The organism is Halomonas sp. BM-2019 (assembly GCF_017584085.1).
This window is the reverse complement of sequence record NZ_CP071922.1, coordinates 2,029,746-2,047,423: the sequence shown is the minus strand read 5'-3', so window position 1 is coordinate 2,047,423 and position 17,678 is coordinate 2,029,746. Positions and strand designations below refer to the sequence as shown.

Below are 17,678 nucleotides of genomic sequence, written 5' to 3'. Positions count from 1 at the left end.
AACTGCTCGAATCGAGCCCACTCTACCGCCACCTGGCCGAGCTGCAGTTCGGGCGGCATTCCCGACAGCCCGCCGACCGTGCCGCGCCGCCCGGTGTACCCTTTGCCTGAGGGGCCAGGAAGCGACAGGACCTCGCCCAGGCCCGCCAGGGTCGGCATCAGGTAGCGCGCCCCCGGGCCGGCGCCGAGGGAATCGTCACCATGCACTATCTCGACTGGCTGTATCAGCTCACACCGTCCCCTCCCCTGCTGCTGCTGATCATCGCCGCGGTCGCGCTGCTGCAGTGCCTGGCCCTGATCGGCCTGGTGGTGCCCGGCCTGCTGCTGATGACCGCCGTCGCCTCGCTGGCCGGCCATCAGGACCTGGCCGTGACCCTGGTGCTGCTGGTGGCCCTGGTCGGCGCGCTGATCGCCGATGGCCTGAGCTTCGCCCTGGGCTATACCCAGCGCGAGCGCATTCACCGGCTGTGGCCCTTTACCCGTCATCCAGACTGGCTGGCGCGCGGCGCGCGCTTCTTCCAGCGCTACGGCAGCCTGTCGGTGATCTTCGCCCGCTTCGTCGGCCCGGTGCGCCCCATCGTGCCGATGATCGCCGGCATGCTGCACATGCCGGCCACCCGCTTCGCCTGGGCCAGCCTGGTCTCGGCGCTGCTCTGGGCCCCAACCTATGTGCTGCCCGGCTACCTGCTGGGCCACACCTGGCAGCAGCTGCTCACGGTGCCCCCCGGCCTGCCGCGCTGGCTGCTCAGCCTGGCCGCCCTCATCCTGTTGCTGGGGCTGAGCTTCTCCTGGCTGCGCCACCAGCTCGCCCACGAGGGGCGCTGGTACCAGGCCCTGGCCCGGCTCGCCCAGCGTCGTGACTGGAGCCACCGCGTCTGGGCGTCGCTGCGCGCCAGCCGCCCCCGCGCCGGCGTGCCGCTGGGCTCGATGACCCTGCTGATCCTCAGCCTGGCCGCGCTGAGCCTGTGGACCCTGCTGGTGCTCCAGGCCGAGGGCCCCCTGCCCATGGACCGTCAGATCCAGGCGCTCTTCGCACTGGTCGATCTCCCGCTGCTGGATAGCCTCGCCCTGGGCCTGGCCCAGACGAGCGACCGCTACGGAGTGATCGCCCTGGTGCTGCCCTGGGGCGCCTGGCTGCTGCTGGCAGGTCACGTCTCGGCCTTCGCCCACTTCGCCTCGGCGCTGATCGGCATCGCGTCGGCCAACACCCTGTTCAAGCATCTGGCAGAACGCGAGCGGCCGGCGACGGCCGACCCCCTGATCGACTCCCTGGCCTACCCCAGCTCGCACACCTCGGCGGCGGTGGTGCTCTTCGGCCTGGCCTCCGCCTTCCTCGCCCAGGAGCTGCCACCCCGCCAGCGCTTTCGGGCCTACTGGGGGGCCATCGCCCTCTGCGTCCCCATCGCCCTCTCCCAGTTGGTGCTGGGCGCGAACTGGGCCACCGACCTGATCGGCGGTGCCCTGCTGGGCCTGGCCACCTGCGCCCTGGTGCATATCAGCTACCACCGCTTCTCCCACCGCCCCCTCACGCCGTCTCCCTGGGGCCGGCTGGTCCTCGCCTCGCTGCTGCTGCTGGCCGCCCGCATCGCCTGGCTGCCGCCGGCCTGAGGGAGCGTGACGCCAGCGGGCCTCGTCCGGGGCAGGAAGGCAGCGAAGGCCGAGCGCCTCGCCAGTCACGATTCCACCGCGGTATCCTGCCCAGCCCTGGGCAGTCTCGTTCAGAACAGCCCCAGCTGACGATCGATCAGGGTGGCGAAGTCGTCGCCCACGAAGGGCAGGATCGCATCGGCCACCGGCTGGAGCTGGCGGGTCAGGTAGTGGTCGGAGTCGATGGGCGAGCGGTGGGCCTCCAGGGGCTCGGGGCCGGCCAGGGTCATCACGTAGCGGATCCAGCCGCCCTGCTGGTACTGGCGCGGCCGGCCCAGGCGGTCGTTCTCCGCATCGGCGAGCCTCGCCGCCCGCACGTGGGGCGGCACGTTGCGACGGTAGTCCTCCAGGCGCCGGCGCAGCCGCTTGCGATAGACCAGCCGCTCATCGAATTCCCCGGAGCGGGCGCGCGCGAGGAAGGCCTGCACGTAGTCGCGCACATAGTCCCGCCAGGGCTCGCCGGTGAAGACCCGCCGGTAGAGTTCCTGCTGGAATTGCTTGGCGAGCTCCGTCCAGTCGGTGCGCACCGTCTCGAGCCCCTTGAACACCAGCCGCTCGCTGCCATCCGCGTCCTGTACCAGCCCCGCGTAGCGCTTCTTGCTGCCCGCCTCGGCGCCGCGGATGGTGGGCATCAGAAAGCGCCGGTAGTGGGTCTCGAACTGCAGCTCCAGGGCGCTCTCCAGGCCATAGTCCTGGGCCAGGTGATCGCGCCACCAGGCGTTGACCCGGGCCACCAGCCGCCGGCCGATGACCGCGGCCTCCGCTTCCTCGCAGGGGCGCCCCAGCCAGACGAACGTGGAGTCGGTATCGCCATAGATAACGGTAACCCCCTCCCCCTCGATCAGCTCACGGGTGCGGGCCATGATGGCGTGGCCGCGCATGGTGATCGAGGAGGCGAGCCGGGCATCGAAGAAGCGGCACCCCTTGGAGCCCAGCACCCCGTAGAAACTGTTCATGATGATCTTGAGCGCCTGGGAGAGCGGCGCATTGCCGGCGCGCTTGGCCGCCTCGCGCCCGGCCCACACCTCCTCGACGATGGCCGGTAGGGCGTGGCGGGTGCGCGAGAAGCGCGCGCCGCGAAAGCCTGGCACCGAGGCGGCGTCCGACGGGTCGGCGAGCCCCTCCACCAGCCCCGCCGGGTCGATCAGGAAACTGCGGATGATCGAGGGGTAGAGGCTCTTGAAGTCCAGGACCAGCACCGAGTCGTAGAGGCCGGGGCGGGAGTCCATGACGAAGCCGCCGGGGCTCTCGGCGTCCTCCCCCTGGCCGAGGCTCGGCGCCACCAGGCCCAGGCGGTGCAGCCGAGGCAGGTAGAGGTGGGTGAAGGCGGCCACCGAGCCGCCGCTGCGATCCGCGGGCAGTCCGGTCACCGTGGCCCGCTCGAGCAGGAAGGCCAGCAGCTCGGCCTTGGCAAAGATCCGCGTCACCAGCTCGCAATCCTTGAGGTTGTAGCGGGCCAGCGCCGGCTTGTCCTCGGCGAACAGGCGCAGGATCTCGTCCAGGCGCTGGTAGGGGTTGTCGATCGCCTTGCCCTCGCCCAGCAGTTCCCGGGCCACGCTCTCCAGGCTGAAGGAGGGGAAGTGCCAGGTGGCCGAGCGCAGCGCCTCGATGCCGTCGAGGATCAGCCGCCCGGGAGCCGAGGCGAAGAAGTGGTTGGGCTGGTGGCCGTGGGCGCGCCACTCGAGCTCGCTGCCGCCGCGCCCCAGCCTGAGCGGCACGCCCAGCCGCTCGGCGTGCTCGCGCAATATTCGCAGGTCGAACTGCACCAGGTTCCAGCCGATGATGGCGTCGGGATCATGCTCGGCGAACCAGGCGTTGAGCCGCCGGAGCAGCTCGGCGCGGCTGGCGCAGTACACAAGCGTGAAGTCGAGTCCGCCCTGCCCGCCGTTGGGCGGCCCCAGCATATAGACCCGGCGCTGCCCGCACCCCTGAAGGGCGATGGAGTAGAGCTCGCCCCGGGCGCTGGTCTCGATGTCCAGCGACACCGTGCGCAGCCGCGGGCGGTAGTCCGGGGCCGGGCGCAGGCGGGCCGCCACCAGGCCGCCCTCCCCGTCCGGTGTTCCGGTCACTGCTACCGGCGCAGTGATGAAGCGCTCCATCAGGTAGCGCTCCGGGGGACGGATATCGGCCTCGTAAAGCGTGAGCCCGGCCTCCCCCAGGCGCCGCTCGAGCCGCTGCAGCTGGCGGTACTGCCCGCAGTAGAGGCCGAGCACGGGGCGGTGGTGGAAGTCGCGCAGGGCCAGCTCGCGCAGCGTCACGCCGGGCTCGCCGGCCAGCAGCGCCTCGGCCGCCTCCCGCTGCTCGGCGGGCAGGAAGGCCACCGCGGGCTGCACCGGCAGGCGCGCCCGAAGGGGCCCCTCGTCGGTGGCCAGCCACAGGGAGACCTCGGTGCCCAGGGGGGTCTCCTCCCAGTGCCGGGTCAGGATAAAGCCGTGGCGACTCGACAAGGGGGCTACCCGAGGCCCGCCAGCCGATAGAGCGCGATCAGCAGCGTCATGGGGTCGGGATCTCCAGGATCAGGTCAGGTGCGAACAGCGGCGGGTCGAACTCGCCGGGATAGCCGCCGGGGTTGGCGACCACGCGGGTGCCGCCCGCCTCGAGGTCCACCGGCTCGTGCACATGGCCGTGGACCCAGAGATCCACCCCGCCCATCAGCTGCGGCAGATGGGAGGCGAAGGCCGGCGACAGGGCGTCGCCGCGGTAGCGAGGCGGAATGCACTCGCCCAGGGGCGCATGGTGGCTGATCACCACCCGGGGGCCGCCGAAGGGCACCGCCAGCTCCGCCGCAAGCCAGGCGAGCGCCTCGGCATGCAGGCGCCGGCTCTCGGCCGGGGTGAACACCGCCCCTTCCGGCTGCTCGATGATACGGAAATCCGGCATCAGGGCCAGCGCCCTGGCCTCGGTCAGCGCCGGGTCGTGATCGGGCTGGTCAGCATAGAGGTCGAAATCGGTCCATAGGGTCGTGCCGTGGAAACGTACACCGCCGAGGGTCAGGGTGCGATTGTCCAGCAGCTGGATGCCCAGCCGTGCGGCCTCACCGGCCAGCTCCCGGCGCAGGTCGGGCATGCAGGTGCCGTAGAACTCGTGGTTGCCGGGCACATAGAGCACCGGCGTGCCCGCGAAGCGCTCCGCCGCCCAGCCGAGGCCCCGCGTACCGGCATGAATATCGCCGGCCAGGATCACCGCATCGGCGCGGACCTCCGGCAGCTCCCGCGGGGTGTCGAAGTGTTCCAGGTGCAGGTCCGAGAGAATCCTCAGGCGCATCGTCGGTGTCCTTGCAGCGAGCCGTTCGGACCAGTGTGATGCACGGTCCGGGGGAAGACCACCACCCGGTCAGCGCCTCTGCCAGGGCTTGCCTCCCTGTCGCCGATCTGCTCAGTCGTAGTGCACCGCCAGCCAGACCGTCGCCTCGTCCGGGTCGGTCCAGGCGACCCGGTGGCGGCGGTGGGCCGGAATCCGCAGGTGGTCCCCCGGGCCCAGGGTGACCGACTCGCCGTCCTCGAAGGCCACCACGCCGCGGCCCTTCAGCACCAGCACCCACTCGTGGCGCGGCTGGTCGTACCAGCCGGTCTCGGGCGAGGTATGGCCGCGGGAGACGATACGCTCCACCGTCACCGACTCGGCGCTCAGGAGCTCATCGAAGCGCTCCTCGGGCAGGCGGTCGGGAATTCCCTCGAACAGGTTGCTTATCACGACGGCTCCTCGATATGGGCGATCATGCGCGGCAACGTCCAGAAGACGTTGAGGGAGGGGAGGATGTCAACTTAACAGGCATCTCGCGGGGCTTCTTTATCCTGGGTTTTCCTCGCCGGCGTGTAGCCGGACCGACATGCCGCCGACCAAAGTGCTAGGCCCGCCGGGACGGGGCTTGCTTAACATTGTCGACAGTCTCGCGTAGAATCGCGGCCACTCAGGACAGGGGTTTATCGCCCCTGATCTCTCGCGCCAGAGGCTTGTTCCGGCGAGGATTGTGCCGCGCCGCGTCACTCTGGCCCCACCAGCAATGAGGGCCCCAACGTGCTTGAAGCCTATCGCCAACATGTCGAAGAACGCGCCGCCGAGGGCGTCCCGCCGAAGCCCCTGACTGCCGAGCAGGTCGCCGCGCTGGTCGAGCTGCTGAAGAACCCGCCGGCCGGTGAAGAGGAGTTCATCCTCGACCTGATCACCAACCGCGTTCCGCCGGGTGTTGACGAGGCCGCCTACGTGAAGGCCGGTTTCCTCACCGCCATCGCCAAGGGCGAGGCCGAGTCCCCGCTGATCGACAAGGTCCATGCAGTCAAGCTGCTGGGCACCATGCAGGGCGGCTACAACATCGCCACCCTGGTGGCGCTGCTGGACGACGGCGAGCTGGCCAAGGAAGCCGGTGAGCAGCTCAAGCACACCCTGCTGATGTTCGACGCCTTCCACGACGTGGAGGAGCGCGCCAAGGCCGGCAATGCCGTGGCCAAGGACGTCATGCAGTCCTGGGCCGAGGCGGAGTGGTTCCTCGCCAAGCCCGCCCTGGACGAGAAGATCACCCTCACCGTCTTCAAGGTGCCCGGCGAGACCAACACCGACGATCTCTCCCCGGCTCCCGACGCCTGGTCGCGCCCGGATATCCCGGTGCACGCCAACGCCATGCTCAAGAACGAGCGTGACGGTATCAAGCCCGAGGTGCCCGGCACCACCGGCCCGCTCAAGCAGATCGAGGAAGTGAAGGCCAAGGGCTTCCCGGTCGCCTACGTGGGCGACGTGGTCGGCACCGGCTCCTCGCGCAAGTCCGCCACCAACTCCGTGCTGTGGTTCTTCGGCGACGACATCCCCAACGTGCCCAACAAGCGCGCCGGCGGCTTCTGCTTCGGCGGCAAGATCGCCCCGATCTTCTTCAACACCATGGAAGATTCCGGCGCCCTGCCCGTGGAAATGGACGTCTCCAAGCTCGAGATGGGCGACATCATCGACGTCTACCCCTTTGATGGCAAGGTGTGCCAGCACGGCACCGACGAGGTCATCAGCACCTTCGAGCTCAAGACCCAGGTGATCCTGGATGAGGTTCGCGCCGGCGGCCGTATCCCGCTGATCATCGGCCGCGGCCTGACCACCAAGGCGCGCGAGTCCCTGGGCCTGCCCGCCTCCGACGTCTTCCGCCTGCCCGAGCAGCCCGCCGACACCGGCCGCGGCTTCACCCTGGCCCAGAAGATGGTCGGCAAGGCCTGCGGCATGGACGGCGTACGCCCGGGCATGTACTGCGAGCCGAAGATGACCACCGTGGGCTCCCAGGACACCACCGGTCCGATGACCCGTGACGAGCTCAAGGACCTCGCCTGCCTCGGCTTCCAGGCCGACCTGGTGATGCAGTCCTTCTGCCACACCGCCGCCTACCCGAAGCCGGTGGACGTCAACACCCACCACACCCTGCCCGACTTCATCATGAACCGCGGCGGCGTCTCCCTGCGTCCGGGCGACGGCATCATCCACAGCTGGCTGAACCGCATGCTGCTGCCCGACACCGTGGGCACCGGCGGCGACTCCCACACCCGCTTCCCGCTGGGCATCTCCTTCCCGGCCGGCTCTGGCCTGGTGGCCTTCGCCGCTGCTACCGGCGTGATGCCGCTGGACATGCCGGAGTCCGTGCTGGTGCGCTTCAAGGGCAAGCGTCAGCCCGGTGTCACCCTGCGTGACCTGGTCCACGCCATCCCCTACTACGCCATCCAGCAGGGCCTGCTGACCGTCGAGAAGTCCGGCAAGAAGAATGCCTTCTCCGGTCGCGTGCTGGAGATCGAGGGCCTCGAGGATCTCACCGTGGAGCAGGCCTTCGAGCTCTCCGACGCCTCCGCCGAGCGCTCCGCCGCGGGCTGCACCATCACGCTGTCCGAGGAGAGCGTCGCCGAGTACCTGAAGTCCAACATCACCCTGCTCAAGTGGATGATCGCCAACGGCTACGGTGACGAGCGCACCATCAGCCGTCGCATCCTGGCCATGGAGGAGTGGCTGGCCAACCCGAGCCTGATGCGCGCCGACAAGGACGCCGAGTACGCCGAGGTGATCGAGATCGACCTCGAGGCGCTCAAGGAGCCGGTGCTGTGCGCCCCGAACGATCCGGACGACGCCCGCCTGCTGTCTGACGTGGCCGGCGAGAAGATCGACGAGGTCTTCATCGGCTCCTGCATGACCAACATCGGCCACTTCCGCGCCGCAGGCAAGCTGCTCGAGAAGCAGCCGGCCGGCAGCCTGAAGACCCGCCTGTGGCTGGCCCCGCCCACCAAGATGGACCAGCACCAGCTGACCGAAGAGGGCTACTACGGGATCTACGGCCGCGCCGGCGCGCGCATGGAGATGCCGGGCTGCTCGCTGTGCATGGGTAACCAGGCCCGCGTCGCTGCCAAGAGCACCGTGGTCTCCACCTCGACCCGCAACTTCCCGAACCGCCTCGGCGACGGTGCCAACGTCTACCTCGCCTCCGCGGAACTGGCGGCCGTAGCCGCCGTGGAAGGTCGCCTGCCCAGCGTCGACGAGTACCGCCGCTACATGAGCGAGTTCGACGCCATGGCCGGCGAGATCTATCGTTACATGAACTTCCACGAGATCGAGGAGTATCAGAACGCCGCTTCCAACGTGATTCCGGTCGCCCAGGAAGCCTGATTCCCGCTATTCTGATATCCTCAGCTTCGACTCCGATGCTCGCACCATCGAATGGCCGCCCCCGCGGCGGCCTGAGCCGATGACAGAAGCGCCCCTCCGGGGGCGCTTTTTTCGTTGTCGCACCCGCCTACTCCCCGCCGGGCCACGGAACCGAACCGGGATTCCCGTATCCTCCTTACCTCGCTGGGGTCGCCTAGCTGAGCAACCCCATCAGGCTGTTCCGAGGTTCAAAGGCGTTCTGTCCAGGCTTGCCAAGAAGGCATCGAAGGTCGCCTGGGCGGCGGCCAGGGCCATGTCGTGCTGGTCAGACGGACAGTTGTGCTCGGCGAAGGCGAGAAAGTCGTGCCAGTGCCGCTCCGGCGCCGGCGTGGAGAAGAACCCCAGAGGCGCCGCCGGGCCCAGGGCGCCGCGCACCAGGCGAACGATGACCTGGCTTCCCAGGCGCGAGCCTTCCAGCACATAGCGCTGACCGACCAGTTCGGCAGCAGTCGTGGCCACCGGCAACAAACGGACCGGCGTGAACACTGGCGCCGCCAACCCTAGCGCCTCGAGATCGGCCTGCAGCCGCGCCAGCCGCGACGGCGACGGCTCCCCCAGCCCCAGGCGCGCCACCCCTTCGGCCACGCCCTGCTCGAGCCCGGCATGGGGGGCGTAAAGCGCCAGCAGCGAAGCCCCATAGCCGGCAGGGGTCAGCCCCGGACGAATCAGCCGCTGCAGGTGCGGGTGGTGATCCAGGGCATGATGAGCCCCACGGGTGCCGTCACGCAGCCGCTTCGCCAAGTGTTGCCGCGCCGCCCGGATCACAGTGCGGTCGACTGCAACAGCAGCCGAAGCTTGAGCAGCTTGAGCCGGTCCCGATCGGTCCAGGGGCGGCTGTGTCCCAGCCGGGTCTCGACCCACGTCTCGAAGGAGCGGCGCGGCGCCAGGGGGATCGGGCCAGAGTGAAGCTCGGCCGGCTTGTCGGGATTGCCACCCCAGGCCACCTCCTGGACGACTTCACCACGGCACAGATAGCAACGCAGCCGTTCACCGTCGCGGGTGAGCACCGATATGGCCAGCAACCCGGACACCTCCGAGAGCGGCATATCCGGGCAGTCGCCCACCAGGTGATCGCTGATGCGGGTGATCACGCCATCCCCTTCACACCAGCGCTCCACGGCTGACAGCGCCTCGGGCTCCAGGCTTAGCCCCTCGCCAAGTGCCTCGCCGTCGCGACACAGCATGGCCCCGTCGGCCTCGAACTCCGCCATCAGCCAGCGGCCCAGCTCGGGCCAGGCCCGGCGGAGACCACCCGGCGCCGCTTTCCCGACACGCAAGCCACTGAAGCGGCGCTCGAAGCCAGCCAGCAGAGCCAACCGAGTACGCGCCCGATACTCCTTCTCGGCCAGCCCATGGGCCACAACGTCCCGGGACAGCAGCTCAAGCATGGGCAGTGACAGTCGCCGCGGACTGGCAGCATGGCAAGAGATCAGCGCGGTCAGCTCGCCGCCGATGGCCAGCGGAAAGGAGACTGCCGCGGCTACCCCCATGTTGTGCAGATAGAGACGATGCACCGGTGACAGGCTGCGTAGATCGGCCAGGGAAAGGTCCGGCGGGCTACCGCCCTGCCCCACCAGCGGCACTGACTCGGCAGCAGCATCCGGGATGCTGCGCCAAGGGTTCTGCACATAGAGTGCCCGAGCGACCTGGGGAACGTCGCTGGCAGGAAAGCGCAGGCCCAGGTAGCGCCCGCGAGCGCCTTCGCCCAAGGCTTCGACCAGCACCTCGCCGTCGCCATTGGGCAGAAAGCGATAGAAGAGCACCCGGTCGAAGCCGCTGAGGGCGGCGATGCGCTCCACCAAGGCCTGACGCCTCTCGTCGAGTTCGTCATCCGAGTGAATCGCGACCATGGGTGGCGGAATGGCGTCGAGCGGCGGCTCCGAGACATCGCCTGGCTGCAGCAGTTCGAGGATCACCTGTCCGGAGGCGTTGCGCGACGCTTGCATCGCCAGATCGGTCCTCAGGCCGTCGAGATGCGCGACCGTCAGGCGAGCCCCGGCCAGCGGCTCGAGCCGGCGCAGGGGCTTGGCCAGGGGCAAGGACAGTGCCTGACCCAGAAGGTCCTCGGGGCAAAACCCCAGCAGCGCCTCGAGATTGCGCGAAGCGTGTGTCACCCGGCCATCAGGACCGACAACTAGCAAGGCGCCATGGGGCTGGATCGCCCCGGACAGGTGCAGCGCCTCGCGCTCGCACTGCTCGATGAATCCGCGAGTGTTCGTCATCTCTGCTCGTCCGCCTCGCTCAACAACTCAAGGAAATCATTCACTTCCAGCGGCCGTGACAGCAGAAAGCCCTGCAGGAAATCGCAGCCGTGTTCGATTAGCCAGGCGCACTGTTCGGCGGTCTCGACGCCCTCGGCCACGGTGCGGATACCCAGCGCCGCCGCCATGCCGAGAATCGCCTGGGCAATGGCCTCGTCGTTTCTTTCGCGTCCGCCCAGCCCGTCGACGAAGCTCTTGTCGATCTTCAGCTCGGCCAGCGGCAAGCGCTTGAGGTAGCTCAGCGATGAATAGCCGGTACCGAAATCATCGATGGAGAGCAGTACCCCCGCCTCGCGCAGCTTCTCTATATTCCCCAGGGCCGTGCTGGTCCGCTCCACCAGGGTCCGCTCGGTGATCTCCACCTGGATCAGCTCGTGGGGCACGCCGAAGCGCTCAAGGCGCTCGAAAAGATGGGTCAGGAAGCGCTCTTCCTGGAAACTGCGTGCCGAGACATTGATCGCCACCGGTGGCACCGCAATACCGGCCGCCAGCCAACCGGCAAGGTGTGCCGTGGCCAACTGGACCACCCGGCGGTCGATCTCCTGGATCAGGCCCGTCGCCTCGGCGACGGGAATGAACTCGCCCGGACTCACCTCTCCGAGCTCGGGGTCATACCAGCGCAGCAGCGCCTCGGCCCCCGCGATAAGCGGCCGTTCGGTGCAAGTGAACTTGGGCTGGAACACCACCCGGAAGCGGTCGTGCAACAGAGCCTCACGCATGGCATGCTCCAGCTTCGCTTGCTTCACCATCCGCGCCTGCAGTTCGGGCTTGAACACCTCGACGCGGTTGCGCCCGTTCTCCTTGGCTCGGTACATGGCCGTATCGGCTGCCTTGGTCAGCGCCGAGGCGTCATGGCCGTCATCGGGGAAAAAGGCCAGGCCGATACTTGCCGAGACGAACAACGAATGCTCACGCACGATAAAGGGCCGCGTCAGCTCCTCGACGAGGCGACTGGCGATAGACTCGGCACCCTCTAAGGTGGCATCAGCCAGGATCAAGGTGAATTCATCGCCGCCCAGTCGCGCCAGGGTGTCCAGCTGACGCAGCGTATCCCGCAGGCGGGCGGCCACCTGCACCAGCAATTCGTCGCCCACGTCATGGCCCAGGGTGTCGTTGATCGACTTGAAGTTGTCCAGATCCAGAAACATCAGCGCCACCATGCTGTCATGGCGGCGCGCCTGGGCCATGGCCAGATCCAGATGATCGTAGAAGAGGGTGCGATTGGGCAGGCCGGTCAACGCATCGTGGGTAGCGAGATACTCGGCCTGCCGCTGTGACGCCTTGAGGTTGGAAATATCGGTGAACACCGCTACGAAGTGGAGCTCTTCCTCCTCGCTGCCCTCGATACGATTGATGGTCATCCACTCGGGATAGAGTTCGCCGTTCTTGCGCCTGTTCAGGATCTCGCCCTGCCAGAAGCCGCGCTCGTTCAGGGAATCCCACATGGCCTCGTAGAAGGCCTGATCGGCCTTGCCGGATTTCAACAACCTCCCGATATTGCGCCCCAGCGCCTCCTCGGCCGGATAGCCGGTGATTCGCGTGAACGCCTCGTTCACCGACTGAATACGGGCGGCGTGGTCGGTCACCACAATCGCCTCGCCGGCGTGCTCGAAGACCTTGGCGGCAATGCGCAGCTGCCGTTCGGCCTGCTTGCTCAGGGTGATATCTTCGGCTTCGGTGATGATCACCTGGGGAATACCCTCGGCGTTGCGCACGACCTGATGCAGGGTGCGAAAGACCCGTGGCGATTCGCCGGGCAGGCAGTGCTCGGCGGTCACTACCTGCGGGTGGCGCAATGCCTCGAGATCGCAGGCCCAGTTGTCCGCGGCAAAGGACTCGGGAAAGAGCTCGAAATCGCTGCGCCCCCTGATGTCGGTCTGAGTGAACCCGAACGCGTCGAGAAATCTCGGATTGGCATAGCGATAATGACCGGTGAGATCCTTCATTGCCAGCAGGAGCGTGGTATTGGCCATCAGGGTGTCGAGCTGGGCACGGGAGTCCTCGAGGGCCGACTGCGCCTGGCTGATCTCGGTCATATCCACCAGGCTGACCACCAGCAGCTCCACCTCGCCCTGGTCATTCATCCCCGGGGTGACAGCGATCTGCATCACTCGCCCTTCGCCGCGAATCAGCGACTCTTGCGGCTCTCCGTGGGCCAGGGATCGGGCCAGGTGGCCCTCGAGATCGCCCAGGCTGGCAGGAAACGTCAATCGACCGACATGCTGCTGCAAGGCCGAGGTGCGCAGGTTGAAGCGACGACTGGCCGAGACATTGAAGCGCCTCAGGTGAGAGTCGGCGTCAAACACCAGAACAGGGAACTCCAAGGCATCGTATAGGTGGGTGTATTCTTCGTTGAGCCGTTGCAGTTGGATGGACTTCAGGCTGAGCTCCTCGTTGAGGCTCATCAGTTCCTCGTTGGTGACCTGCAGCTCCTCGTTGGCCGCCTCCAGCTCCTCGTTAACGGCCTGGAGCCCCTCGTTGGCAGCCTGGGCTTTCTCGTTGAGGGCATGCATCTCCTCGTTGGCCGTGGCGAGCTCCTCGACCAGTGACTGCAGATGCTCGCGGGTGGCCAGCAGCTCCTCTTCGGCCCCCTCACGAGGCTTCCCCCCCGCCGAAACACTCACTTCTGCCGGACTGTTCCAGGGCTCGATCATCACCAGCAGCTGAAGGTCGTCGCTCTCCAGGAGCGGGCACACCACCAGCCGCCAGGCGGCGGTATCGAAGTCGCGCCGACGCCCTATCTGGGGCGTCGGCTCCCGATGGATCCGGTGCAGCATCGAGAGCAGTTCGGCGCGGAACGCCACGTCAAGAACCTCGGCGATGCCCGCGTCGGCACGCCCGCGAGGAAACTGGAAAAAGCGCTCGACATCACCGGCAGTGTGCAGCACGCGACCGTCGGCATCGCATAGCGCCACGGTCACCCCCTGCTGTGCCACTACCCCGTCGAGAAGCTGCTGCACCTGCAGATCCTCGCGCCGCCTAGGGGCCAGGACCGGATGGGAAACCCCGTCGGCCGGGGGCACTACCTGCGGATCGCCCTGCTTGCGGAACAGCCGCTCACGGCGATCGAGCGGCAGAAAAAGTGTTTCTGCCTGACTGACGTTCTCGTTGCGACCGAGAAAGAGCACCCCCTGCTTGTGCAGGGCAAAATGGAACCGCTTGAGCACCCTGGCCTGCAGATCGCCATCGAAATAGATCAGCAAGTTGCGGCAGCTGACCAAGTCCAGCCGCAGAAATGGCGGGTCATTCACCAGGTTGTGGTGTGCGAACACGATCATGTCGCGCAAGCGCTTGCTGACGTCGTAGCCGCCGCGGGTCGGTCGGAAATAGCGGTTCAAGCGTTCCGGTGCGAGGCCTTCCAGCGCCGACGCCGGATAGTGCCCGCGGCGCGCCACGGCCAGCGCCTCGTCGTCGAGATCGGTGGCGAATATCTGGATGCCCGGCGGCTGCGGATCGTCACGGCACGCCTCGTCGAAGAGTATGGCGAGGGAGTAGGCCTCCTCGCCGGTGGCACAGCCGGCCACCCAGATCCGAGCATCGCGTCCCCGCTGTCGGCAGCGTTGACAGATCTCCCGCACATAGGATCGCAGCGCCTCGAAGGCGTGCCGATCGCGAAAGAAGGCCGTGACCGAGACCAGGATATCCCGAGCCAGCGAATCGAGCTCTTCCGTCGAACGCTCGATCAGTGCCTGATACCTGTCCAGGTCGTCGACGCCGCAGACCTCCAGCCGGCGCTGCAGGCGTCGCAGCAACGTGCCAGGCTTGTAGCCGGAAAAATCGATCTGGTGTCGGTTCTTGAGCTGCTCGAGCAGCCATTCCGACACCGCACCTGCCGACTGTTCGTCGGTCGCCCAGCCCTTGCGCCAGGCGAGTTCCGCCAGCGTCCCCGGGGCCCGCGCCGCACCTCGTTTAGCGCTCCCCTCTGCGGCAGCAGGAATCGGCTCGGGGAGGTCGTCGTTCGCTAAGCTCATGGAGATGGCCTCGGGATCACGGAGTAGGCATACATCGATCAGTTCACTGGTACAGGCCCCGCAAGCCTACTGTCTTGGCGCTCGGAAACAAACCGCTAACAAGGTCGCCTTTGCTCAGGGTCACGGAAGCTCTGCCACCAAAGCCGACCTGCCCCGCAGTCGGGACTGTGCCATCATCCAGGCTCCGCTCTCTGCGATCGAGGAAGGACCCCATGAGCCATATCATCACCCCGGATATCTGCGACGCCCACCCCGAGGTCAGGGTCCTGGACCCGATCTTCGTCAACTTCGGCGGCCGTGAGGCCTTCTGCGGGCCGGTGCGCACCGTGAAGTGCTTCGAGGACAACTCCCGGGTCAAGGAGGCGGTGGCCGAGCCGGGGGATGGCGCGGTGCTGGTGGTGGACGCCGGCGGCTCCCAGCGCTGCGCCATGCTGGGCGACATGCTGGCCGAGCAGGCCGCCGACAACGGCTGGAGCGGGGTGATCCTGTACGGCTGCGTGCGCGACGTGGACGTGCTGGCCGAGACCGAGCTGGGCGTTCAGGCGCTGGGCGCCCACCCCCGCAAGAGCGAGAAGCGCGGTGAAGGCCAGCGGGATATCCCGGTGACCTTCGCCGGGGTGACGATCTCCCCGGGCGAGTGGCTCTATGCCGACAACAACGGCGTCGTCATCGCCGAGGAACGCCTGCCGCTGGAGGGCTGAGGCCCGTCCTAGTCCCTCGGGCGAGGTGCGGCCCCCTTGCCGCCCGATGCCCTGGGGTGTCACCCTAGGGCCATGTCCACCACGCCGAGCGCCCCATGCTGGCCCTCTCGCAGCTGAGCCGCGATGTGCTGCGCACCCTGCGCGAGCACATGCGGCCGCTGATCGTCTACCACCTCTTCTTCACCCTGCTGGCCTCGCTGCTGCTGCTGCCGGCGGTAGCCTGGAGCCTGACCCGGCTGCTCGGCCAGTTCGGCCGCCCGGTGATCACCAACGCCGAGCTCATCGATATCCTGATGAGCGCCGGCGGCGCGCTCTGGCTGCTGGCCGCCGTGGGCCTGACCTTCCTGGTGCTCTACCTGCAGCAAGCCGGGATGATCCTGGTGGCGGCGCGCCCCCGCGACAACCATGTGCGCCTGGCCTTCGAGGCGCTGTGGTGGACCCTGCACCGCCTGCCGCAGCTGGCCACCCTGGTGGTGGTACAGGTGGGTGCCCACCTGCTGCTGCTCATTCCGGCAGCCTTCGCCATCGCCTGGCTCTATGGCACCTTCCTGGGCGGGCTGGACCCCTACTACGTGCAGCGGGTGCGCCCCCCGGCGCTCTGGCAGTTCCTGGCCATCGGCCTGCCGCTGGTACTGGCGTGGGCGGTCATTGCCGCGATTCTCTACTTCCGCTGGATCCTGGCCCTGCCGCTGGTGGCCCTGGAGGGGCTCTGGCCCCGGCAGGCCCTCAAGCGCAGCCACCGCCTGACCCGGGGCCGCAAGGGCCCCATCGCCCTGGCGGTAATCGCCCTGCTGCTGCTGATCATCGCCCTGCCCCTGCTCGCCACCCTGCTCTTCGACCGCCTCTTCACTCCGATGCTGTGGTGGCTGCCGGAGCGCAACGCGGTGCTGGTGCCGGCCACCCTGGCCTACCTCACCGCCTACGTACTGCTGACCCTGGCCATCACCTTCGTGGGGATCGCCGCCAACGCCCTGCTCTCGGCCTGCCTCCTGCTGCGCCTGGCCCACCGCGAGCCCCGCCCCGCGCCACCGCCCAAGGGAGCCCACCCGGGGCGCCTGGCCTGGGCGCTGGAGCTCGGGGTGATCGCCTTCGCCCTCTCTCAGGCGTGGCTGATCGTCAACAGCTTCGAGCTGCGCGACGAGGTCGCCAATATCGCCCACCGCGGCAGCTCCATGGCCGCCCCGGAGAACACCCTGGCCGCCGTGGAGCGGGCGATCCAGGACGGCGCCGACTACGTGGAGATCGACGTGCGCCTCACCGCCGACGACGAGGTGGTACTGTTCCACGATCGCAGCCTGACCCGCCTCACCGGCGATCCACGCAACCTCGGCGAGCTGACCCGGGAGGAGCTCGAAAGCTTCGACGTGGGCAGCTGGTTCGGCGACGCCTTCCAGGGCGAGCGCATCCCCGGGCTCGACGAGACCCTGGCCGCGGTGCGCGGCCGCAGCGTCCTGATGATCGACCTGAAGCCGGACCCCGGTCGCGAGGTGGCCCTGGTGGAGGGGGTGATCGCCGCCCTCCACGAGGCCCGGCGCCGGGCCTGCCACGACGAGGCCGCGGACGCCGAGGCGGCCGAGGCCTGCGGCAACGTGGAGGTGTTCGGCGAGACGCGCCTGGCCACCATGTCGGCGGCCCTGGTGGAGGAGATTCGCGCCCGAGAGCCCGAGCTCAGGGTGACCCTGCTGGCCCAGCTGATCCTGCCCGGCACCCTGGACCGGCGCGGCTTCGACGCCCTGGGGCTACGCCACAACCGCATCACCGAGAACGAGATCCGCCTGGCGCGCCACTACGGCTACGAGGTCCACGCCTGGACCATCAACGACCGGGCGCGGATGTCGCAGCTGATCGACCTGGGGGTCGATGCCATCATCACCGACCGCCCGGCGCTGCTCGCCGAGCTGCTGGACGACCGCCGCGAGCTCAGCGACGGCGCCCTGCTGCTGATCAAGCTGCGCAACTGGCTGCGTCGGTAAGGCAGGGACGGAAATCTCGCCTACGCTGAATGCGATAGCGACTCGACCCGTTCCCCTGCGGTGATCCCCATGGCTACCTCGCGTCCCTCCGACGGCTACCTGGCCTCGTCCGGCACTGCCCCGGCCGACTCGCGTCACCTCCCCGACGAGATCCTACTGGCCGAGCGAGAGGAGATCGCCAGGCGACGCAACACCTATGGCCTCGCAGCGCCCGACCCGCAGCACCCGCCGGCCAGCGGCCTGGCCCTGTCCGGTGGCGGCATCCGCTCGGCCACCTTCTGCCTGGGCGTCGCCCAGGCCCTGGCCGAGGCCGACCAGCTCAAGCGCTTCGACTACCTCTCCACGGTCTCTGGCGGGGGCTACCTGGGCGCGTCGCTGCTCTGGTGGGCCAGCGGCAGCGCCGGCGAACCCGGCAAGGGCACCACCTTCGGCCTGGCGCCCTGGCAGCACCCCGAGGCCGGCCTGC

11 protein-coding genes are annotated in these 17,678 nt (G+C 68.2%); 5 read left to right on the top strand and 6 right to left on the bottom strand.

Annotation, left to right across the window (positions count from 1 at the left end; all coding sequences use genetic code 11):
* Nucleotides 1–200: 200 nt before the first annotated feature.
* Nucleotides 201–1,607 (top strand): bifunctional DedA family/phosphatase PAP2 family protein, encoded by a 1,407-nt coding sequence (locus J5F18_RS10160; RefSeq protein WP_346302117.1) that lies wholly within the window; start codon nt 201–203, stop codon nt 1,605–1,607.
* 110 nt (nt 1,608–1,717) lie between these two features.
* On the opposite strand, the gene J5F18_RS10155 is transcribed toward J5F18_RS10160, so the two are convergent.
* From J5F18_RS10155 to J5F18_RS10145, 3 genes are all read right to left on the bottom strand, one after another.
* Nucleotides 1,718–4,093, bottom strand: coding sequence for a DNA polymerase II (locus J5F18_RS10155; protein WP_346302116.1), 2,376 nt, complete (start codon nt 4,091–4,093; stop codon nt 1,718–1,720).
* Nucleotides 4,094–4,139: 46 nt separating this feature from the next.
* On the bottom strand, nt 4,140–4,910 hold the full coding sequence (locus J5F18_RS10150; protein ID WP_346302115.1) for a metallophosphoesterase: 771 nt from the start codon (nt 4,908–4,910) through the stop codon (nt 4,140–4,142).
* Nucleotides 4,911–5,021: 111 nt separating this feature from the next.
* A complete protein-coding gene (locus tag J5F18_RS10145; protein WP_346302114.1) occupies nt 5,022–5,339 on the bottom strand; it encodes a cupin domain-containing protein in 318 nt (105 codons plus the stop codon).
* A 324-nt stretch (nt 5,340–5,663) separates the two neighbouring features.
* Between J5F18_RS10145 and acnB the strand changes: the two genes are divergently transcribed.
* A complete protein-coding gene (gene acnB / locus J5F18_RS10140) occupies nt 5,664–8,267 on the top strand; it encodes a bifunctional aconitate hydratase 2/2-methylisocitrate dehydratase (protein ID WP_346302113.1) in 2,604 nt (867 codons plus the stop codon).
* 210 nt (nt 8,268–8,477) lie between these two features.
* Here the strand turns inward: acnB and J5F18_RS10135 are convergent, their stop codons facing one another.
* From J5F18_RS10135 to J5F18_RS10125, 3 genes are read right to left on the bottom strand one after another with little or no spacing between them, the layout of a single operon-like run.
* On the bottom strand, nt 8,478–9,047 hold the full coding sequence (locus J5F18_RS10135; RefSeq protein WP_346302112.1) for a biliverdin-producing heme oxygenase: 570 nt from the start codon (nt 9,045–9,047) through the stop codon (nt 8,478–8,480).
* A gap of 20 nt (nt 9,048–9,067) precedes the next feature.
* On the bottom strand, nt 9,068–10,528 hold the full coding sequence (locus J5F18_RS10130; RefSeq protein WP_346302111.1) for a GAF domain-containing protein: 1,461 nt from the start codon (nt 10,526–10,528) through the stop codon (nt 9,068–9,070).
* Nucleotides 10,525–14,538, bottom strand: a complete 4,014-nt coding sequence (locus J5F18_RS10125) for an EAL domain-containing protein (protein ID WP_346302110.1) — start codon at nt 14,536–14,538, stop codon at nt 10,525–10,527. The genes J5F18_RS10130 and J5F18_RS10125 overlap by 4 nt, the downstream gene beginning before the upstream one ends.
* Nucleotides 14,539–14,750: 212 nt before the next feature.
* Here J5F18_RS10125 and rraA point away from each other — a divergent pair, with 212 nt between their 5' ends.
* The 3 genes from rraA to J5F18_RS10110 form a co-directional block, all read left to right on the top strand.
* Nucleotides 14,751–15,239 carry a ribonuclease E activity regulator RraA gene (rraA, locus tag J5F18_RS10120; protein ID WP_346302109.1) on the top strand — a complete coding sequence of 163 codons (489 nt, stop codon included), beginning with the start codon at nt 14,751–14,753 and terminating at the stop codon, nt 15,237–15,239.
* Nucleotides 15,240–15,334: 95 nt separating this feature from the next.
* On the top strand, nt 15,335–17,212 hold the full coding sequence (locus J5F18_RS10115; protein ID WP_346302108.1) for a glycerophosphodiester phosphodiesterase family protein: 1,878 nt from the start codon (nt 15,335–15,337) through the stop codon (nt 17,210–17,212).
* A gap of 69 nt (nt 17,213–17,281) precedes the next feature.
* Nucleotides 17,282–17,678, top strand: a 397-nt coding sequence (locus tag J5F18_RS10110; protein ID WP_346302107.1) for a patatin-like phospholipase family protein, incomplete at its 3' end; no start/stop codon positions are given.

Bases quoted from the DNA above. Each gene is read 5' to 3' on its own strand.
- J5F18_RS10130 (WP_346302111.1), bottom strand. From the start codon at position 10,528: ATGACGAACACTCGCGGATTCATCGAGCAGTGCGAGCGCGAGGCGCTG.
- J5F18_RS10160 (WP_346302117.1), top strand. From the start codon at position 201: ATGCACTATCTCGACTGGCTGTATCAGCTCACACCGTCCCCTCCCCTG.
- J5F18_RS10125 (WP_346302110.1), bottom strand. From the start codon at position 14,538: ATGAGCTTAGCGAACGACGACCTCCCCGAGCCGATTCCTGCTGCCGCA.
- J5F18_RS10115 (WP_346302108.1), top strand. From the start codon at position 15,335: ATGCTGGCCCTCTCGCAGCTGAGCCGCGATGTGCTGCGCACCCTGCGC.
- rraA (WP_346302109.1), top strand. From the start codon at position 14,751: ATGAGCCATATCATCACCCCGGATATCTGCGACGCCCACCCCGAGGTC.
- J5F18_RS10150 (WP_346302115.1), bottom strand. From the start codon at position 4,910: ATGCGCCTGAGGATTCTCTCGGACCTGCACCTGGAACACTTCGACACC.